Genomic DNA, 18243 nt, shown 5'->3' with positions numbered 1-18243 from the left:
GTCTTATTCTGCGCTGCCGAATGTTTAAACCGAGGTGTTTTCACCTCAATTTATTTCACTTTTTCTCTTGCGAGCAATTGTGAAATCACAACCAGCACAAGAGAGACCACCAACATCAACGTTGCCAGAGCATTGACTTCTGGCGAGATGCCGACCTTCACCATTGAGTAAATCTTCAATGGTAGGATTTCGTACGTTGGACCAGTGACGAATGAGCTGATGATGACGTCATCCAAAGACAAGGTAAAGCTCAGTAACCAGCCTGCCGCGACCGCTGGTTTCGCCAGAGGTAGGATGATTTGCTTTAGGATCACCCATTCGCTTGCGCCGAGATCTTTCGCCGCTTCGAGCATTTTTACATCAAAGCCATTCAAACGTGAATACACGGTAACAACCACAAATGGCAAACAAAAAGTGATGTGCGCAAAAAATAGGGTTAAGAAACCCAATTGCACACCAATGACTAAAAACAGTGCCAGCAATGAAATCGCCATCACAATGTCTGGCGACATCATTACAATGAACAGCAACCCATTCACCATCCCTTTTCCTTTAAAGCGGTAACGGAATAGGGCAACGGCCGTGAGGCTTCCAATCATTGTGGCTGCCGTTGCGCTGAATACGGCAACGTTCAGCGAGTGCCAAGCTGCTTGCATCAAGCTGTCGTTGTTCACTAGCGCTTCGTACCATTTTGTGGTGAAGCCACCCCATTTCATACCAAACTTACTGGCATTGAAGGAGTTAACGATCAACACAATGATTGGTAAATACAAAAACGCATACACCAAGGTCATAAAGCTAAACTTAATCGACTTGCCCATCAGCTTAGCTCCACTTTCTTATTCAAGAGTTTCCCCGCCCTATAGTAGGCATACAGCATTATCGCCATGGCGACGGTTAACGCGATACTGGTGGCAGCACCAAATGGCCAATCACGCGCATTGAGTACCTGGCTCTTGATGACGTTTCCGATCAGAAGGTTCTTCGCCCCGCCGAGTAAGTCAGATATGTAAAACATCCCTAATGCAGGAAGCAGGACCAATAAGCAGCCACCAATGATGCCCGGCATGGTCAAGGGCAATACGACTTTTAACAACGTTTGTAACTTGTTCGCGCCAAGATCTCGCGCTGCTTCTAAATAGGTATCATCCAGCTTTTCGATCGCGGAATACAAAGGCAAAATCATAAAGGGCAGTAGGATGTATACCAAACCAATCATCACCGCAGATTCGGTGTACATAATACGAATGGGCTTATCGATAATGTCCAGCGCTAACAAGCTGTTATTTAAGATCCCCTGTGTACCTAGCACAATTTTCAAACCGTATGTGCGAATCAATGAATTGGTCCAAAATGGCACAATGACTAGAAACAGCATAAATGGACGCCATTTCTCGGGCATTTTTGCCACGATGTACGCAAACGGGTAGCCAATCACTAAACACAGTAGTGTCGCAACAATCGCCATGTAGAACGAATGCCATAATACCTTTAGGTAAAGTGGATCCGCCAAGCGGGCGTAATTTTCCAGTGTGAAGGTCATCTCGATAAGGTTGACTTCATCACGCGTTAAAAAGCTGGTTCCAATAATCATGACATTTGGAATCAGCACAAAAATGGCCAGCCATCCTACAATCAGACCGATGATCACATTTTGTAAATTTAGAGCGTTATGCCAATTCAGTTTCTTGTTCATCTGCCAGTACCACTTCCCAGCTTTCAACCCAAGTTACGGCGACTTTTTGCCCCAATGAGTGATCCACATCTGGATCATCTTCATTAAAGAACTCGCTCACCATCACACGCATGCCGGACTCTAGTTCAACAACAGAATCCAGTGTCATCCCTTTGTAGGTTCGGTCTATTACGTGCCCGACAATGCCTTTCGATTCATTTTCTTTGATTTCTTCCAGTCTTAAGTCTTCAGGGCGAAGCAGCACTTGGAGCTTGTCGCCAGTTGCCACGACCTGATCGTAGTAAATGACCGACTCCACACCTTCTATCGTCGCTTTAATTCGTATGTCATCGATGCGTTCGATCACTTCTGCATCAAACACGTTGATTTCGCCAATAAACTTAGCAACGAACAGGTTTTTTGGTTCTTCGTATATCTCACGTGGCGAACCGTCTTGTTCGATTTTTCCGTCTTTCATCACGATGATTCGATCAGACATGGATAACGCTTCTTCTTGATCATGCGTAACAAAGACAAACGTAATGCCTAATTGACGCTGAAGCTGTTTTAACTCAACCTGCATTTGTTTACGCAGTTTGTAATCTAACGCAGACAAGGACTCGTCTAACAAAAGCACTTTCGGTTTATTGACGACAGCGCGTGCCATCGCTATACGTTGCTGCTGTCCACCCGAAAGCTGATGCGGTTTGCGTGTGGCCATATGATCCAAGCGAACCATTTTCAATGCCTCAGTCACTCTTGGTTCGATATCCGAAACTGGCACTTTTTGCATACGTAGCCCAAACGCAACGTTGTCAAACACGGTCATGTGGGGGAACAGCGCATAACTTTGAAATACCGTATTTACGTGCCGTTGTTCTGCGGGTATTGCCGTTACGTCCACACCATCAATTTGGATGCTTCCCTGATCGCAGGTTTCAAAGCCCGCAATCATTCTTAAAACCGTTGTTTTACCACAGCCAGAAGGACCTAAAATGGTCAGGAATTCACCGTGATTCACGTTTAAGTTGAATCCATTTATGACTTTTTTGCCATCGAAGCTTTTTTCAATGGACGCTAACTGAACAACATGAGTTGGCTTTTTCAATGTCTGTATTTCTCCTATTAAAAGCCAGTACTGGCACACCCAGAACGTTGATGGAGTAGGGAGCGCATCATATGCCTCTCTGGGGTGTTCTCAAAGTATTTTCTTATAAAAAAACCAAGTTTTTTCGGTAATAAAATGCGTTGTTTACTTTGCGGTTCTTCGTACGCTTTTTATCCAGTTTTTCAGAGCATATTCACGTCCTCATACAATAGTCCACTCGATACCCTACCTGAAAAGAAAACACTGTCTTCAGACATGTGAATTTCTGAACCTCGTTATTTGAAATCACAGCCAAATACCGCTGGACCTTTCATGTTTTTATGGAATCTGCATAAAAGAGTGAACAAGAATGTGCAATTATTAGGCAATTGATTCTAAAATTAAATAGATGTTGTCATCTTGCTTTTAAGACGGTGCAACTCCCACGTATAATCAGCGTATGTTTCAGCACTCACCAACGAGTGGGTGACATGAATACTGAAGACGTTATTTGGTCACACTTTTGACCCGGAAGTACATATGAATAATGAAATAGTAAAAGATTTCAACTTAGGGGGGAGTATCGAACAGGCTCTTTCCGGTCAATACGAACTTAAACCAGGCGAAGTGATTCAAGAAGCTTGGAAGTACACAATGAAAAACTTCTTTTCATTTTCGCCCGCGATTGTCGCTTTGATTGCAATACAAGCGGTAATCTTCTTTATCGCCTTAAAAATGCAGCTGGGTGATCCAACCATTTTGCTCACATTGGTGCACAATCCTCAAGAGGCTGATCCTCAAATATTTCAGTCTCTTTTTTTTGCCAATTTTAGCTATGAGTTAATCAGTGCGCCGCTTTATGCAGGGATCAGTTTGATGGCGATGAGCCACTCGGCTGGCTTACGCACTAAATGGCGCCATATGGCTAAAGGGCTCCAGTACACTGTCCCTATCATTCTCGCAACGATGTTTAGCCTTCTGTTGCAAGGCGTTATCGGGCAGTTGCTGCCGTTTCTTTCTATTTATCTAACGATTGCATTTAGCCACTCTATTTTGCTTATCTGTGAGAAACGCGTTCCGCCGATGCAATCTTTGCTGTTGTCTTTTAGAGCCGTAAACAAAAAATTATTTCCAATCTTTGGCATTTATCTTGTGGTTGGCTTTATGTTCTTTGTTGCCGTGCTTTTTTACGGCATCGGTCTGATTTTTGTTGTGCCTTTTTTCTTCCATGTAAAAGGCATTTTGTATCGCAATATGTTCGGGATTCAACTTAAAATTGTGGCTTCAGACATTCCTGCTAAACCTCAACAAGGTTCAGATAACGCCGGTACGTTTGATGCTTAAACTCCTTTTTAAACTTGCCGCTGCTGCTTTTTTTGCCGCAGCGTTTTTGATTCCACTCTTGGAAAAAGATCCCAAAATCGAATCCAGTGTTAGAGCTGATAATCGTGTATCAAAGCGTTTACCAACCGTTGGAGTAAAGCCCAATTTCGCCGCGATAACCAATGTGAACGAAAGGAAGTTGACGTTTTTTGGTTTTTTGAACTCTGCCATTGCGATAGAAAACCATCGTGTGTCGCAAGAACGCTTGTTTTTACTTTCTATGAAACATCAAGAGAGTGCATTCCGTAATACAGCAAGCCATATGAAGCGAGCAAGAAAATTAGCAAAAGATTATCACTACGACATTCCTTCAGAAGGCATGACTGAAGATTGGCTTAACTCGATGTTGCTGCGTGTTAATGTCCTTCCTCCTAGTCTTGTGTTAACACAAGCTGCCAATGAATCTGCTTGGGGAACATCTCGTTTCGCGACTCAAGCGAACAATTTTTTTGGCCAGTGGTGCTATCGAAAAGGTTGTGGGCTTGTGCCACTAAGACGAAATAATGATGCGACCCACGAGGTGGCAACATTTGGTTCTGTTCAGGATTCGGTTTTCGCTTACTTTATGAACGTAAACCGCAACCGAGCATACAGGGAACTTCGCACCATTCGTTCACAACTTGAACAATCAGGACAAGATCTGCAAAGTGAGAAGGCAGCACTCGCATTAATACAAGGATTAAGTCACTATTCTGAGCGTGGTCAAGCCTATGTTGATGAATTACAAGCTATGATCCGCCACAACAATAAATATTGGTCTGAGTTCGGAATTCAATAATGAAAATTACTTCTCTAATTGCTTTCTCTGTTTCATTAGGTTTGGCATTGCCGCTTCAAGCACAAGAATACATGTTTACTTATTCGAAGTTGTACTCTCAAATGAAGAGTAACGCGAGTGAAGGGCACGATGATGTAAAAGTTGGTCTATTCTTTGTCGACGCTGATTCCAAACAGCTTTGCCGACTCGAAAAAGCGTGGATGGAAAAAGAAGAGCATTACGAAGAGTTTGATACCTCAGGTTATGAATTAAAAGTGCCCATCGATCAGAATTTAAAATCCGCGAATCCTTTGGTTTTTGTTCGTACGGAAAAAGACAAACGATGTGATTTTTCTTTGGTTGTCATGACAAAAGAGCAGCTTAGTGGGTCAGTAAAATACGAAGACATTGAAAGGTTGCTGCCTCAAATGCAAGTTATGTTGGAAGATTTAGGCGGCATGTTTTCGAGCTGGTTTACTCCAGATGTCGAGGGCGTAACGTTGGAGTTTGCTAATAACCTCAATAGTGAAATTAAACTTTCTAATGGTAAAACGGTTGAGATAGCCAATGGCAGAGCATACCTAGCGCTGAACAACCTCGAGAAAGGGGAAAGTCTGACTTTACCAGTGCAAACCACAAGAGTATTGCCTTACCTTCCTAAAGCAGATTAGTTAAGTTAAGAGTATATTCACTCCAGCTTACGAGTTGGAGTGGAATCTCTGTCCTACCATGCTTTTCTTCCTGAAGGCGGCTGGTGATATTCCTTCCTGCTTTTGAAAGGCGTCATAGAAAGCAGAGAGCGAACCAAAACCGCTGTCTAACGCTATTGCTACAATTTTTGTATCCGATTCCGCCAACAGCATTTTTGCATGGTACATCCTAAGATCGGTAAGGTGCTCTTTGATGGTTTTACCAAGCAACTTGCGAAAAAGAGTCATAGCATAACCTTTAGATACCCCAATATCCTGCGCAACGTCTTGCAAACCAATGGGGGATGAAAAGTGCTCACTGATAAACCGCAACATGGATTCGAAGTGAAGAATGGCTTTTCCCCCAACAATGGTTTCACTATCAACTTTGTTACGATGTAACATTGTATGCCACCCTTCATGGGCAAGACGTAACAATCGAGACTCGACTTCTAGCCCGTGTAGCCTTCGCCAATTTGCATTTCGGTTTTGTTCCTCCGCCCAGCGCCGTACAAGATGAAGATCAAGCGATTTAGGTTCTTGTGTGGATACCACGGATCCACTTAACAACGCATCAACAAACTCAGGGGGAAGTGACCATTGCAGTAATTGAGACAACGATATGTATACGTTTGTTATTCGAGTTGCCCCGTCAACAGACACCACTCGATGAGGGTTTGCGCCCCAAAATAGAGTAAAACAGCCACTCTTTAATTTAACTTCTTTTCCCGAAAAGGAGTAGGTCATTGAACCATCATGCAAATAGTTCATTTCGATAGAGGCATGATGATGATAGTAAGACACTTCAAAGGCTCGTGGTTTGATATCTTCAACCACTATTCCACAATCTTTTGGATAATCAGGATCTTCCACCCGGTAGGTGCTGGAATATTCATGGGAAGGGGTCGACTGTTTCACTAAATAAAACCTACTCAGTTGAGAACTAACAATAATCCTAATGACACTGTGCTACTTATTCAGCTTATCAGCAAGGATAATGTTACTTTCTGGAAGTTTTGTTTGTAATTTAGGAAGTATCTGTAAGTTCGATAACCAATAATCGAGGTATACCTACATGTACAAGGATGACCACGGTGAAAAATTACCCAAAAATCACTTTTATTGGTGCCGGATCTACGGTTTTTATGAAAAACGTGGTGGGCGATATTTTACAACGCGACCGATTACAAGGCGCTCACATAGCCTTAATGGATATCGATAAAACCCGCCTCAGTGAGTCGAAAGTTGTTGCTGAAAGAATGGTGTTCACACTGAAATGTGATGCGACTTTTTCGGCTCATCTCAACCAGAAAGAAGCCTTAGATGGTGCTGATTTTGTGATCGTTGCTTTTCAGATAGGCGGCTATGAACCTTGTACTGTGACCGATTTTGACATTCCTAAAAAATTTGGGCTTGACCAAACCATCGCAGATACATTAGGAATTGGTGGCATCATGCGAGGCTTGCGTACTGTACCTCACCTGTGGTCAGTCTGTGAGGATATGCTTGAAGTGTGCCCAAATGCGTTACTTCTTCAGTACGTAAACCCAATGGCAATCAATACATGGGCGATTGCTGAGAAGTACCCACAAATTAAGCAAGTTGGGCTTTGTCACTCTGTTCAACATACCTCCGAGGCTTTGGCATCTGACTTACAAATACCGCTAGAGAATATTCGATACCGCTGCGCGGGCATCAATCACATTGCATTTTTCCTGACCCTTGAAGAGCGTTTAGAGAGTGGCGAATACGCCGATTTGTATCCAAAATTGCTTGAAGGTTACGAGTCGGGCGTGTATCCGAGACCGGAGAGCCAAGAGATGCCACGTTGCAAAAATATTGTCCGTTATGAAATGCTGAAGCGTACGGGATATTTTGTGACCGAAAGTTCCGAGCATTTTGCGGAATATACACCATGGTTTATTAAGTCGGGTAGGGATGATCTCATTGAAAAATTTGAGATCCCAATAGACGAATACCCAAAACGATGCATTGAACAAATTGAGCAATGGCAGGAGCAATCCCAAAAACTGCTGTCTGAAAACAGTATTGACCTGATAAAAAGTAACGAATATGCCTCAGCCATTATTAATGCAGCATGGACCAATGTTCCTGAAGTCATCTACGGGAATGTTCCGAATCATGGCTTAATTGATTCGCTTCCTCAAGGCTGCGCTGTAGAAGTCCCTTGCTTGGTCAATGCTGTGGGGATTCAACCCACCAAAATAGGAAGCCTACCACCACAGCTTAACGCCATAATTCAAAGTAGTGTAAACGTTCAATCGCTCGTCGTTGAAGCGTTGATGACAGAAAATCCCGAGCATATTTACCATGCCGCGATGATGGACCCACATACTGCGGCTGAATTGGATTTAGACCAGATATGGCAATTAGTCGACGAACTCAGAGTGGCTCACGGCGATTGGTTACCTGAATGGGCGAGAAAATAAAGAGACCCCATAAAAAGGGGGTTCAAAATGAGCCCCTGCTATTCAATGGCGCTTCAAACTAAATATTGGTCACATCTAGCTGCAGTTTAGGGTCAAACTCTATGGCATCTTCATTATTCTGCGGAGCGGTAGGCATATCTTCTTTGTCAAAGCCAATGTCGCCACCATTGATCACACCAGAATCGCGGTTGATTGATTTGAAGTCAAACAATTCGAAATCGGCTAGATGGCTAGGCACAACGTTTTGCATCGCGGTAAACATGGTCTCGATGCGTCCAGGGAATTGCTTATCCCAAGTATTCAGCATCTGCTTAACGTTCTGACGTTGAAGGTTAGGCTGAGAACCGCACAGATTGCATGGAATGATAGGGTATTCACGCATATCTGAATATTTGATGATGTCTTTCTCGCGGCAGTAGGCCAGTGGACGAATAACGACGTGTTCACCATTGTCAGACACCAGTTTAGGTGGCATGCCTTTGATCTTTCCACCGTAGAACATATTTAGGAACATGGTTTCAAGAATATCGTCTCTATGATGACCTAAAGCGATCTTGGTTGCGCCTAGCTCTTTCGCTGTGCGATACAAAATACCACGGCGTAGACGTGAGCAGAGCGAACACGTTGTTTTTCCTTCAGGCACTTTGTCTTTAACGATCGAATAAGTATCTTCTTCAACGATCTTATATTCAACCCCTAAGCCTTCTAAATAATCAGGCAAGATATGGTTCGGAAAACCCGGTTGTTTTTGATCGAGGTTAACGGCAACCAGCTCAAAGTTAACTGGGGCACTTTTTTGCAAACTCATTAAAATGTCGAGCATCGTAAAACTGTCTTTACCACCTGACAAGCACACCATAATGCGATCACCTTCTTCAATCATATTGAAGTCTTTGATGGCATTTCCAGTGTTGCGACGAATGCGTTTTTGCAACTTGTTAAAGTTGTATTGTTGAGCTTTTGTGCGCTCGTTACTTTGCTCAGTCATATCCCGCTTTTCTGTTGTTATTCCGACAATAATTTGAAGTGCGTATAATACGGATATCCAAGATAGATACCAGTATTTTAAGTGCTATTCACGGTGGTGATTAAATCACTTGCTCAGACAAACGAAACAGGCAAGCCGATGCTTGCCTGTTTACATACCCCAGTCATCATAAGGTACGGAATTCAAATTATATTTGGATCTGACACTGACTTCACTGCACCGACAAAATACGTCGGTGAAAATTCAGTTAGCACTCACTGGTTTGGGTCGAGCGGGCTAATGTAGCCACTGGGTTTTAAAGCCAGCACATCACAGTTAATCTTATCTATGACGTGCTCAGCGGTATTGCCAATGAATACGGCAGATAAACCCGTTCTGCCCGTTGTGCCTAAAATGACAAGACCAACGTCAAGCTCGTCTACTATTTTGGGGATAACTTCTTCAGGCAAACCTTGCTTAACTCGAGTATCACTTTCATCAATACCATGTTTTTGTCGTAGCGCTTTCATTGCCGTTAGGTGATGCCCCCGAACTGCATCGCTGTAAGTGGTCGGATCAAACTCGGGTAATTCTATGGTGATATTTGTCGGTGTGACAGGGTAAGCGTTTACCAGTGTGAATTTTGCGTTCAGCCGTCGACTAATATCTTGCAGTTGCTCCACCATCGTATCGTTTAAATCTTGGTGAGTAGGGTTTTCCGAAGCAACATGCACTGAAGCCACTACATTACCATTTATGGGCCAATCATGATTTTTGACTAGAAGGACAGGGCAAGGGCACTTACGCAAAATATGCCAATCTGTCGGTGTAAAGATCACGGATTCAAGCACATCATGCTTTCGGGTCGCTTTCACTACGATTTCATGAGATCCAGCAAACACTTCACCAATGATGGCTTCATAAGGACGATTATGCCAAACCACCTTAATATCAAACTTCACCGAATCGTTTAGGTAAGGTTGCGCGACTTCTTCCATCCAAGCTTCTCGCTGCTGAATCACGCCACGTCGCATTGCATCTCTTTCGTCCATCGATAGCATTGATGTCATTTCATAAGAGAAATCATAAATAGAAAGGAAGAAAGTAATATGGCTTTCCGAGCGACTGCTTTCGCTCAGTTGAATTGCTCTGGCTAGCGCTGGTTGCTGGTCATTATTGACATCTGCAACGACGAGAATCTTGTTATAAATACTCATAACAGCTCCTTAGAAACCAAAAGGTTAGAGGCTAATCTTAAGATAACTGTAGCTTAAATGAGCAAAGATTTTTAGGAAAACTGGAATATATAAGAGAGAAATATGAAGTGGCTCAGAACTGAGCCACTAAGAGGAAACTATAGCCCAACCGTAGGATTAATCACTTGATACGCCAGCAAGTTCTTTCATCGCATCGTGATCCAAAATCGTAATATATTTGCCTTTTACGCTAAGCATATCCGCCTTTTGAAAACGCCCTAACAAACGGCTAATGGTTTCAACTGTTAAGCCCAAATAATTACCGATATCGCCGCGAGTCATTGTTAAACGAAACTCTCTAGGGCTGAATCCGCGTTGAGAGAAACGAGTAGAAAGGTTGTATAAAAATGCGGCAAGCCTTTCTTCAGCATTCTTCTTAGAGAGAAGCAGAATCATTTCCTGATCGCCTTTAATTTCATTACTCATTAGGCGCATTATCTGCTGACGAAGTTTAGGCATTTTACCCGATAAATCGTCTAACGTTTCATATGGGATCTCACATACCATCGATGTTTCAAGTGCCTGAGCGAAACTAGGGTGAGAGTTGTCGTTAATGGCATCAAAACCAACCAAATCACCGGCAAGGTGGAACGCAGTGATCTGCTCATCGCCTTGTTCAGTAATAGTGTAACTTTTGATGGTTCCGGAGCGTATTGCATACAGTGATTTTAGTTCATCACCCGCTTTGAAAATCTCTTGACCTTTCTGGATCGGTTTCTTTCTTTCAATGATTTCATCTAATTGATCAAGCTCGGATTCATTGAGAGTGAAAGGAATACAAAGTTGGCTAATACTACAATCTTGACAGTGAATTGCACATCCACCGGACTGAACTCTATTTGTTGCTGGCTTATTTGAAATCATAACACCCAAACACTATTTTGATATACATCAATATTTTACCACTTCCTAATACTAAAAGGTAGTGAAAAAAGACGCACAGAAACATAGAGATGTGACAATTTATGTAAGTAGTGTGAGGGCACTGTAACCGGTATACACTCCGTACGCTAACAAGAGCAGTGCTCCACACTGTCGAAAGGTGCTGTTTCTTTGCCACTTTTGAAACTTAGTCGCGCTTAAGCCAACCAATAGCATGGCAGGCAGGGTACCCAAACCAAATGCAAACATGATAATAGCACCGTCCAATGCACTACCAGAAACCGCCGCCCAAGTTAAAGTTGAGTACACTAAGCCACAAGGCAACCATCCCCATAAAAAACCAAATGGAAACGCATGAAGCGGCGAGCGTAATGGTAGAAGTTTTTTCCCTACAGGTGAAACAAATTTCCAAAGACCTTGCCCCACTTTTTCTATTACCAACAAACCTTGCCACCATTTTGCAATATACAGTGCCAGCGCAATCATGAACAAGGCGGAAACTAGCCGAAGGTAGGTCAGTGCAAGGTTGAAATCAGAAAACTGGGCAATCGATGAAATGGCTCCCCCGATAAGTGCCCCTGTAAACGCGTAGGAGGAGAGACGCCCCAAATTATAAAATAGTGTGATGAACAACGTTCGATGGGAACTTGAATTTCCTATCGCTACAGCAGAGGCAATACCACCACACATTCCCATGCAATGGCCCGCGCCAAGAATTCCAATCAATAATGCCCCTAACCAGTCCGTCACTTACAGTTCACTCAACGTTATTGTCGTTCGGTTTTCGAGCGGTCTTTTCACTCATGTCATCTTCATCAAATAAAATGTTATGGCCTTGGCGCTCCAAATCTTCAAATTGTTCGCTTTTTACTGCCCATAGAAAAACAGCCACCGCTAAGCAGACGAGCAATATTGCGATAGGGATCAGAATATAGAGACTAGCCATTTTCTTTTAGTAACCTAAGTGAATTGGTAACAACGATGATTGAACTGGCGGACATACCGACAACCGCAATATACGGCGCCACCAACCCTGCTACCGCTAAAGGCAATATCAATAAATTATATCCTAGCGACCATGCGAGGTTTTCCATAATTATTTTACGCGTTTTGAGAGCAAGAGAACGTGCTTCAATCAATTTATCGAGCCTGTCTCCTAGTAACACCATATCAGCGGAAGATTTTGCCACATCGGCGCCTCCTCCCATCGCCACTGATAGGTGAGCACCTGCAAGAATAGGGGCATCATTTATTCCGTCACCGACCATCAGAGAGACTTCGTGATCCTTGAGCGTTGACAAGAACGCAAGTTTCTCTTGCGGGCTCGCGCTGGCCACGACAGATTCAATGCCCATCGCGTTGGCAACGGGTTGGGCATTATTCAAAGAGTCACCCGTAAGCAGAGTCGTTTTAATTCCCGCCTCTGCCAGTTTGGAAATGAACACTTGGCTTTGCTCACGAATAGGATCGTGGTAGTAAAACGTCGCCACGTGAGAGTCGTTAATGGAGAGATACACGCACGGTTGTTGCGATTCAACTTCTTTCCCTAATACAAAAATCGCACTGCCTATTTTGCAGGGTTGACCATTGTATTGGCCAACAATACCAAAGCCGATTTTATTTTCGACTTGGTCCACTTCAATTTTTGTGTTGGCAAACACTTTAAAAGCTTTAGCAATGGGGTGGTTTGCATGGCTCTCTAGAGAGGCCGCTATCGCAAGGCATTCTTCTTCTAAAAAGCTTTGGCTGTTGATTTCGGTTCTATCAATCTGAATATTCCCTTCGGTCAGCGTACCTGTTTTATCAACAACTAAGTGATTCACTTTACATAAAGTTTCGAATACATGTCCTTTTCGTAGGAGAATACCCAAATTTCCCAATCGCGAGGTAGCGCAAGTAATGGCCGTCGGGGTAGCAAGTGATAGAGCGCAAGGACAAGTGGCGACAAGCACGGCGAGCATAATCCAAAACGCATCCTCTGGTTTGGTTTGATGCCAATATGCCCAAGTACAAGCAGCAACAATTAATATTACCGCTACAAAGTATCGAGAGACGACATCGGCAACTTGAGCAATTTTTGGCTTAGACATTTGTGCTTCATCTTGTAGCCTTGCAATATTAGAGATCATTGAGTTTGCTTTACTGGTGTTCACTTCTAGCTCAAATGACTCATCACCATTCAAAGTACCAGCAAATACCGTATCTCCTTGTTTTTTGACGACAGGAATCGATTCACCAGTTAACATGGACTCGTCAATGTGTACACGCCCTTTTAAGATTATGCCGTCTGCAGGAATGTGTTCGCCGGGTAAAACTCTTACCATATCGCCGATCATTAACGTTTTAACTGGAACTTGTGAGCCATCGAGTTTCGTTGCCATCGCAGGGATAAGTTTCAGCAAATTGGCACTGGCCGCCGCCGCTTTCCTTCTGGCTCGCATTTCCAAAAATCGTCCAAGCAGTAAGAAAAAAGTAAACATGGTGATGGATTCAAAAAAGACTTCACCTTGCTCGGTCACTGTGGCGACTAAACTTGCCACATAAGCAAAAATAAGCGCGATAGAGACAGGGACGTCCATACCCAGCGTTCGTCCTTTTAAGCTGCGCCAAGCATTTAAGTAAAAAGGGAGTGCGGAATACAGCAGAACAGGTGTTGCAAAGATTAAGCTAACCACACGGAAATATTGCTTAAACTCTGAATCTAAGTCACCAAACACTTCCAAGTACAGTGCGACGGCTAACATCATCACCTGCATGGTGGCTAAGCCAGCGATTCCAAGCCGATATAGATACTGCTTCATCGCACGATGATAAGAGGCTTCTTGTTGGTCAGCTTCGAATGGGGCGGCTTTGTATCCTAATTGGTGTACAGTCGCCAACAGTTCACTCAACTTAGCTTGGGATTTATCCCATGCTAAAATGGCACGATTCGTTGTGGTATTCACTCGAATAGAAAGCACGCCAGATTGATGAATTAATTGCTTCTCAATTAACCATGCACAAGCAGCACAAGATACGCCTTCCAGTGACAGTGTCACCTCTGATTGATGATCATATTGACGGACAAACTCAGATTGCACATCTTCGTTGTCATAGTGAATGAGGTTACGCAGTTGCTCAGGAACCAGATCCGCTTTCTCGGCTGGAGCGGTTCTATATTGATAGTAGGAAACAAGACCGCTTTCAACAATAGTATGAGCGACAGATTCGCAACCAGGGCAGCACATTTCACGCTTTTGCCCTAAAATTTCAACGTTAAAATCAGTGTTGGCTGGTACGTCTTCACCACAGTGATAACACTCTTTTATCATTAATTTAATTACCCAATTGCGTTGGTGATTGTAATGGGAATGTCACTTTACCTTGAATCAACCATTTCTTATCGTGCGGCTCTACTTTAACAAACCAAGGACCGTCAATCTCATTCTCTAGACTGATCACATACTGCCCTAAACCATTAGCAGACAATGTATGAGAAAAATCCCTGTCTGCTAACGTTCGGTGTGAAAATGACACGACTAAAGCGGGGAATTGTTCAAGCTGACCTTTATTGAAATCAATAATAATGCGGTTCGAACTGGTAGAGACAGTAGCCGACAAACTGAGGTCTCGCGCCACATTCTGCTTTGAGATATCAATATTGATGGCTTTGCCTTTTTTATAGTAATCCTCGGTAACCAATGAAACAGAATTTTTTGAAAAAATGCCAAGTGTGACAAAGCTTGCCACAACGACGGTAGCTGGAAGCGCGATCAGAAACCACGGCCAAAATTGTTTATACCAAGGCTGTACCATAGAAAAGTTCTCAATAACAGAAATCAGAATTAACTTATAGAAAAGACAGCCCCTGGAGAGGGGCTGTATAGACATGCACTATTTGCCTGAGTTACTCAAGCTCCAAACGTAAGCAGAAACAAGTTGAATCTTGTCTTCACCTAGAATGTCTTTCCATGCAGGCATCACGCCTTGACGACCGTACATAACCGTCTCGGTGATGTCAGCGCGCGTTTCACCAAACAACCAAACTTGGTCTGTTAGGTCGGGCGCACCAAACGCAGGGTTTCCTTTGCCATCTGTACCGTGACATGCGGCACAAGCTGCAAAACGAACCTTACCTGCTTCGGCTTCACGGGCATTCACCTTGCGGCCCGAAAGGCTCAACGTATAAGTTACCACTTCACGTACGCCTTGCTCGCCAAAAGATTCACCCCAAGCTGGCATAGCACCAATACGACCGTTCATAACCGTGTTCACGATGGCAGCAGGCTCTCCGCCATATAACCACGCATTGTCAGTAAGGTTAGGAAACCCTTTTTGACCACGAGCATCCGAACCATGGCATTGGGAACAGTTTTGCAAAAATAAACGTTGACCCACTTTAATTGCTTCTTCATTTTTAGCAATTTCAGTAATGTCATTCAGTTCACCAGCATCATTGTAGGCAAGCTTACGGAATGCTTCGCCAAAATAGGCGTCTGCATCACTCAGTTCCTTTGCATATTGATCAAGGTGCTTCTCTTCCTGTGCTTTAGCAATTCGCTCACGGGACTGTTGAACAGTGGTAACCGTTTGATCAGAGCTTTGCCACCCCAATAACCCCTTGAAGTTGCCCAAACCTGGAAATAACGCCAAGTAGATTGCGGTAAACACAAAGGTACTCGCAAACAAATATGTCCACCACTTTGGAAGAGGGTTATTCAGTTCACGAATACCATCGTATTCGTGCCCCATGTCCGCACCTTCTTCCACGCCCATCTTATCTTTAATACACCAGTAAAGAAGGGCGGCACAACCTAGCAATGTACCTACGGTAATCGTAATTACCCAGAGGCTCCAAAAAGTACTCATTATTTGGTCACTCCTTCTTTATTGTCAGAGGGATCCTGTTCGTCAGAAAACACGAGATTAGCGGCTTCGTCGAAGCGTGTTTTTCGACCTTTACCAAAAGCCCACCACACAATACCGAGAAAGCTGACGAACAACACTACGGTCCAAATACTATGAATAGTAACGATATCCATATATTCCCCCTTACTTCATCGCGTGACCAAGAGATTGAAGGTAAGCAATGATGGCATCCATCTCTGTTTTACCTTCTACATCTTGTTTTGCATTGGCGATCTGATCATCCGTGTAAGGAACACCAAATTTATCGCGGAAAACGGTCAGTTTCTTTTGTGTCAGCTTGCCGTCTAAAACATTATCTTCCAACCAAGGGAAGCCAGGCATGTTAGATTCAGGGACGAGCTCTCTTGGATTAATTAAGTGAGCACGATGCCATTCATCCGAGTAACGACCACCGACACGAGCCAAATCTGGTCCCGTACGTTTTGAACCCCAAAGAAAAGGGTGTTCCCAAACACTCTCACCTGCCACAGAGTAGTGACCATAACGTTCTGTTTCCGAGCGGAATGGGCGAATCATCTGGCTATGACATACATTACAGCCTTCACGGATGTAAATATCACGACCTTCCATTTCCAACGCAGTATATGGGCGCAGGTTTTGAACAGGCTTGGTTGTCTGTTCTTGGAAAATCAACGGTGTAATTTCAACCAAAGCGCCAAGACTGATAGCAAATACGATCAAAATCGCAAGAAGACCCACGTTCTTCTCAACAATTTCATGACGGTTATTTGAATTCGAACTCATTAGTTAATTTCCTTATGCCGGTTGAGCAACAGCTTTTAGACTGTCTTTAGGGGCAGTGATTGTCTTATATGCGTTATATGCCATAAGGAACATGCCAGACAAGAAAATGCAACCACCAAGGAAACGAACAAAGTAGAAGGGGTAAGACTGCTCTACAGATTCAACGAAACTGTAAGTCAGAGTACCGTCTGAGTTAACCGCACGCCACATAAGACCTTGCATAACACCAGAGATCCACATTGCAACGATATACAGAACCGTACCAATCGTCGCCATCCAGAAGTGCGTATTGATCAGGCTAATGGAGTACATACGCTCTTGACCAAACAGTTTGGGAATCAAGTGATATACCGAACCAATCGATACCATGGCAACCCAACCCAATGCGCCAGAGTGCACGTGACCGATAGTCCAGTCGGTATAATGAGACAGTGCATTAACCGTCTTGATTGCCATCATAGGACCTTCAAACGTTGACATACCATAGAAAGACAGTGAAACAACCAAGAATCGAAGAATTGGGTCGTACCGAAGTTTATGCCAAGCACCAGAAAGCGTCATGATACCGTTGATCATGCCTCCCCAAGATGGAGCAAACAAAACCAAAGACATCACCATACCTAAAGACTGAGTCCAGTCAGGCAGAGCAGTGTAGTGCAAATGGTGAGGACCAGCCCAGATATAGAGGGAAACTAACGCCCAAAAGTGAACGATAGATAAACGGTATGAGTAAACTGGTCGCCCAGCTTGTTTAGGAACAAAGTAATACATCATTCCCAAGAAGCCAGCTGTAAGAAGGAATCCTACGGCATTGTGACCGTACCACCACTGAACCATGGCGTCGACCGCACCCGAGTAAATAGAATAGGATTTACCCAAGGAAACTGGGACAACCATACTATTTACAATATGAAGAACCGCTACGGTAATAATAAAGGCACCGAAGAACCAGTTCGCCACATAAATGTGAGAGGTCTTTCGCTTGATAAGCGTACCAAAGAAGACCACCGCATAAGCCACCCAAACCAGGGTAATTGCGATGTCGATAGGCCATTCTAACTCTGCATATTCCTTACCAGAGGTGTAACCCAAAGGTAAAGTAATTGCAGCGGATAAAATAATTGCCTGCCATCCCCAGAAGGTAAAGGCGACAAGTGGACCACCGAATAAACGAGTTTGACACGTACGCTGCACAACGTAATAAGACGTTGCAAACAGTGCGCTCGTACCAAACGCAAAAATAACCGCATTAGTATGCAGGGGACGTAAGCGACTGTACGTCAACCACGGCGTATCAAAGTTTAGCTGTGGCCAGACTAATTGAGCGGCAATCAAAACACCAACAGCCATTCCGACAATTCCCCAAAGTATGGTAACTAAGGTAAACTGACGAACGACTGTATAGTTGTAGTTTTGTTCTAGCTGCTTTTCTTGGCTCATTTGCA

General features: G+C 43.7%; 19 protein-coding genes. 4 read left to right on the top strand and 15 right to left on the bottom strand.

The features are described 5' to 3' along the window. Window positions 1-50 precede the first annotated feature (50 nt). From potC to potA, 3 genes are read right to left on the bottom strand one after another with little or no spacing between them, the layout of a single operon-like run. Window positions 51-821 carry a spermidine/putrescine ABC transporter permease PotC gene (gene potC / locus HC752_RS07865; RefSeq protein ID WP_190334585.1) on the bottom strand — a complete coding sequence of 257 codons (771 nt, stop codon included), beginning with the start codon at window positions 819-821 and terminating at the stop codon, window positions 51-53. Further along, window positions 821-1696: a spermidine/putrescine ABC transporter permease PotB gene (potB, locus tag HC752_RS07860; RefSeq protein ID WP_190334584.1), complete on the bottom strand. Its 876-nt coding sequence runs from the start codon at window positions 1694-1696 to the stop codon at window positions 821-823. The genes potC and potB overlap by 1 nt, the downstream gene beginning before the upstream one ends. Then, on the bottom strand, window positions 1671-2801 hold the full coding sequence (gene potA / locus HC752_RS07855; RefSeq protein ID WP_190334722.1) for a spermidine/putrescine ABC transporter ATP-binding protein PotA: 1131 nt from the start codon (window positions 2799-2801) through the stop codon (window positions 1671-1673). The genes potB and potA overlap by 26 nt, the downstream gene beginning before the upstream one ends. Before the next feature lie 501 nt (window positions 2802-3302). On the opposite strand from potA, the gene HC752_RS07850 reads away from it, so the two are divergent. From HC752_RS07850 to HC752_RS07840, 3 genes are read left to right on the top strand one after another with little or no spacing between them, the layout of a single operon-like run. After that, a complete protein-coding gene (locus tag HC752_RS07850; RefSeq protein ID WP_190334583.1) occupies window positions 3303-4106 on the top strand; it encodes a hypothetical protein in 804 nt (267 codons plus the stop codon). Beyond that, window positions 4099-4923 (top strand): glucosaminidase domain-containing protein, encoded by an 825-nt coding sequence (locus tag HC752_RS07845; RefSeq protein ID WP_190334582.1) that lies wholly within the window; start codon window positions 4099-4101, stop codon window positions 4921-4923. Before HC752_RS07850 ends, HC752_RS07845 begins: the two co-directional genes overlap by 8 nt. Then, window positions 4923-5573: a DUF2987 domain-containing protein gene (locus HC752_RS07840; protein WP_190334581.1), complete on the top strand. Its 651-nt coding sequence runs from the start codon at window positions 4923-4925 to the stop codon at window positions 5571-5573. The genes HC752_RS07845 and HC752_RS07840 overlap by 1 nt, the downstream gene beginning before the upstream one ends. A gap of 27 nt (window positions 5574-5600) precedes the next feature. On the opposite strand, the gene HC752_RS25260 is transcribed toward HC752_RS07840, so the two are convergent. Beyond that, on the bottom strand, window positions 5601-6509 hold the full coding sequence (locus tag HC752_RS25260) for a helix-turn-helix domain-containing protein (RefSeq protein ID WP_202987891.1): 909 nt from the start codon (window positions 6507-6509) through the stop codon (window positions 5601-5603). 176 nt (window positions 6510-6685) lie between these two features. Here HC752_RS25260 and melA point away from each other — a divergent pair, with 176 nt between their 5' ends. Next, window positions 6686-8041: an alpha-galactosidase gene (gene melA / locus HC752_RS07830; RefSeq protein ID WP_190334580.1), complete on the top strand. Its 1356-nt coding sequence runs from the start codon at window positions 6686-6688 to the stop codon at window positions 8039-8041. A 58-nt stretch (window positions 8042-8099) separates the two neighbouring features. Here melA and ttcA read toward each other — a convergent pair whose 3' ends face one another. From ttcA to ccoN, 11 genes are all read right to left on the bottom strand, one after another. Continuing rightward, the gene (gene ttcA, locus HC752_RS07825) at window positions 8100-9029 is read right to left on the bottom strand and encodes a tRNA 2-thiocytidine(32) synthetase TtcA (protein WP_190334579.1); all 930 of its coding nucleotides are present in this window, start codon (window positions 9027-9029) and stop codon (window positions 8100-8102) included. 254 nt (window positions 9030-9283) lie between these two features. After that, entirely contained in the window at window positions 9284-10225 is a 942-nt protein-coding gene (gene uspE, locus HC752_RS07820) for a universal stress protein UspE (RefSeq protein ID WP_190334578.1), read from the bottom strand. A gap of 156 nt (window positions 10226-10381) precedes the next feature. Beyond that, entirely contained in the window at window positions 10382-11128 is a 747-nt protein-coding gene (locus HC752_RS07815; protein WP_190334577.1) for an FNR family transcription factor, read from the bottom strand. Between the two features lie 99 nt (window positions 11129-11227). Continuing rightward, entirely contained in the window at window positions 11228-11896 is a 669-nt protein-coding gene (locus tag HC752_RS07810) for a sulfite exporter TauE/SafE family protein (protein ID WP_342029460.1), read from the bottom strand. 7 nt (window positions 11897-11903) lie between these two features. Then, a complete protein-coding gene (gene ccoS, locus HC752_RS07805) occupies window positions 11904-12092 on the bottom strand; it encodes a cbb3-type cytochrome oxidase assembly protein CcoS (protein ID WP_190334576.1) in 189 nt (62 codons plus the stop codon). Further along, window positions 12085-14457, bottom strand: a complete 2373-nt coding sequence (locus tag HC752_RS07800) for a heavy metal translocating P-type ATPase (protein ID WP_190334575.1) — start codon at window positions 14455-14457, stop codon at window positions 12085-12087. Before HC752_RS07800 ends, ccoS begins: the two co-directional genes overlap by 8 nt. Window positions 14458-14461: 4 nt before the next feature. Continuing rightward, a complete protein-coding gene (locus HC752_RS07795) occupies window positions 14462-14941 on the bottom strand; it encodes a FixH family protein (RefSeq protein WP_190334574.1) in 480 nt (159 codons plus the stop codon). A 78-nt stretch (window positions 14942-15019) separates the two neighbouring features. After that, window positions 15020-15994: a cytochrome-c oxidase, cbb3-type subunit III gene (gene ccoP, locus HC752_RS07790; protein ID WP_190334573.1), complete on the bottom strand. Its 975-nt coding sequence runs from the start codon at window positions 15992-15994 to the stop codon at window positions 15020-15022. Beyond that, entirely contained in the window at window positions 15994-16167 is a 174-nt protein-coding gene (locus HC752_RS07785) for a cbb3-type cytochrome oxidase subunit 3 (protein WP_190334572.1), read from the bottom strand. Before HC752_RS07785 ends, ccoP begins: the two co-directional genes overlap by 1 nt. A 10-nt stretch (window positions 16168-16177) precedes the next feature. After that, window positions 16178-16798 (bottom strand): cytochrome-c oxidase, cbb3-type subunit II, encoded by a 621-nt coding sequence (gene ccoO / locus HC752_RS07780; protein ID WP_190334571.1) that lies wholly within the window; start codon window positions 16796-16798, stop codon window positions 16178-16180. Window positions 16799-16810: 12 nt separating this feature from the next. Continuing rightward, window positions 16811-18238 carry a cytochrome-c oxidase, cbb3-type subunit I gene (ccoN, locus tag HC752_RS07775; RefSeq protein WP_190334570.1) on the bottom strand — a complete coding sequence of 476 codons (1428 nt, stop codon included), beginning with the start codon at window positions 18236-18238 and terminating at the stop codon, window positions 16811-16813. Between the last annotated feature and the right edge of the window lie 5 nt (window positions 18239-18243).

The sequence above is a fragment of the Vibrio sp. S9_S30 genome, assembly GCF_014694455.1.
GTDB lineage: Bacteria > Pseudomonadota > Gammaproteobacteria > Enterobacterales > Vibrionaceae > Vibrio.
The sequence above is the reverse complement of the archived record's forward strand: the minus strand, read 5'-3'. Positions and strand labels throughout refer to the sequence as shown.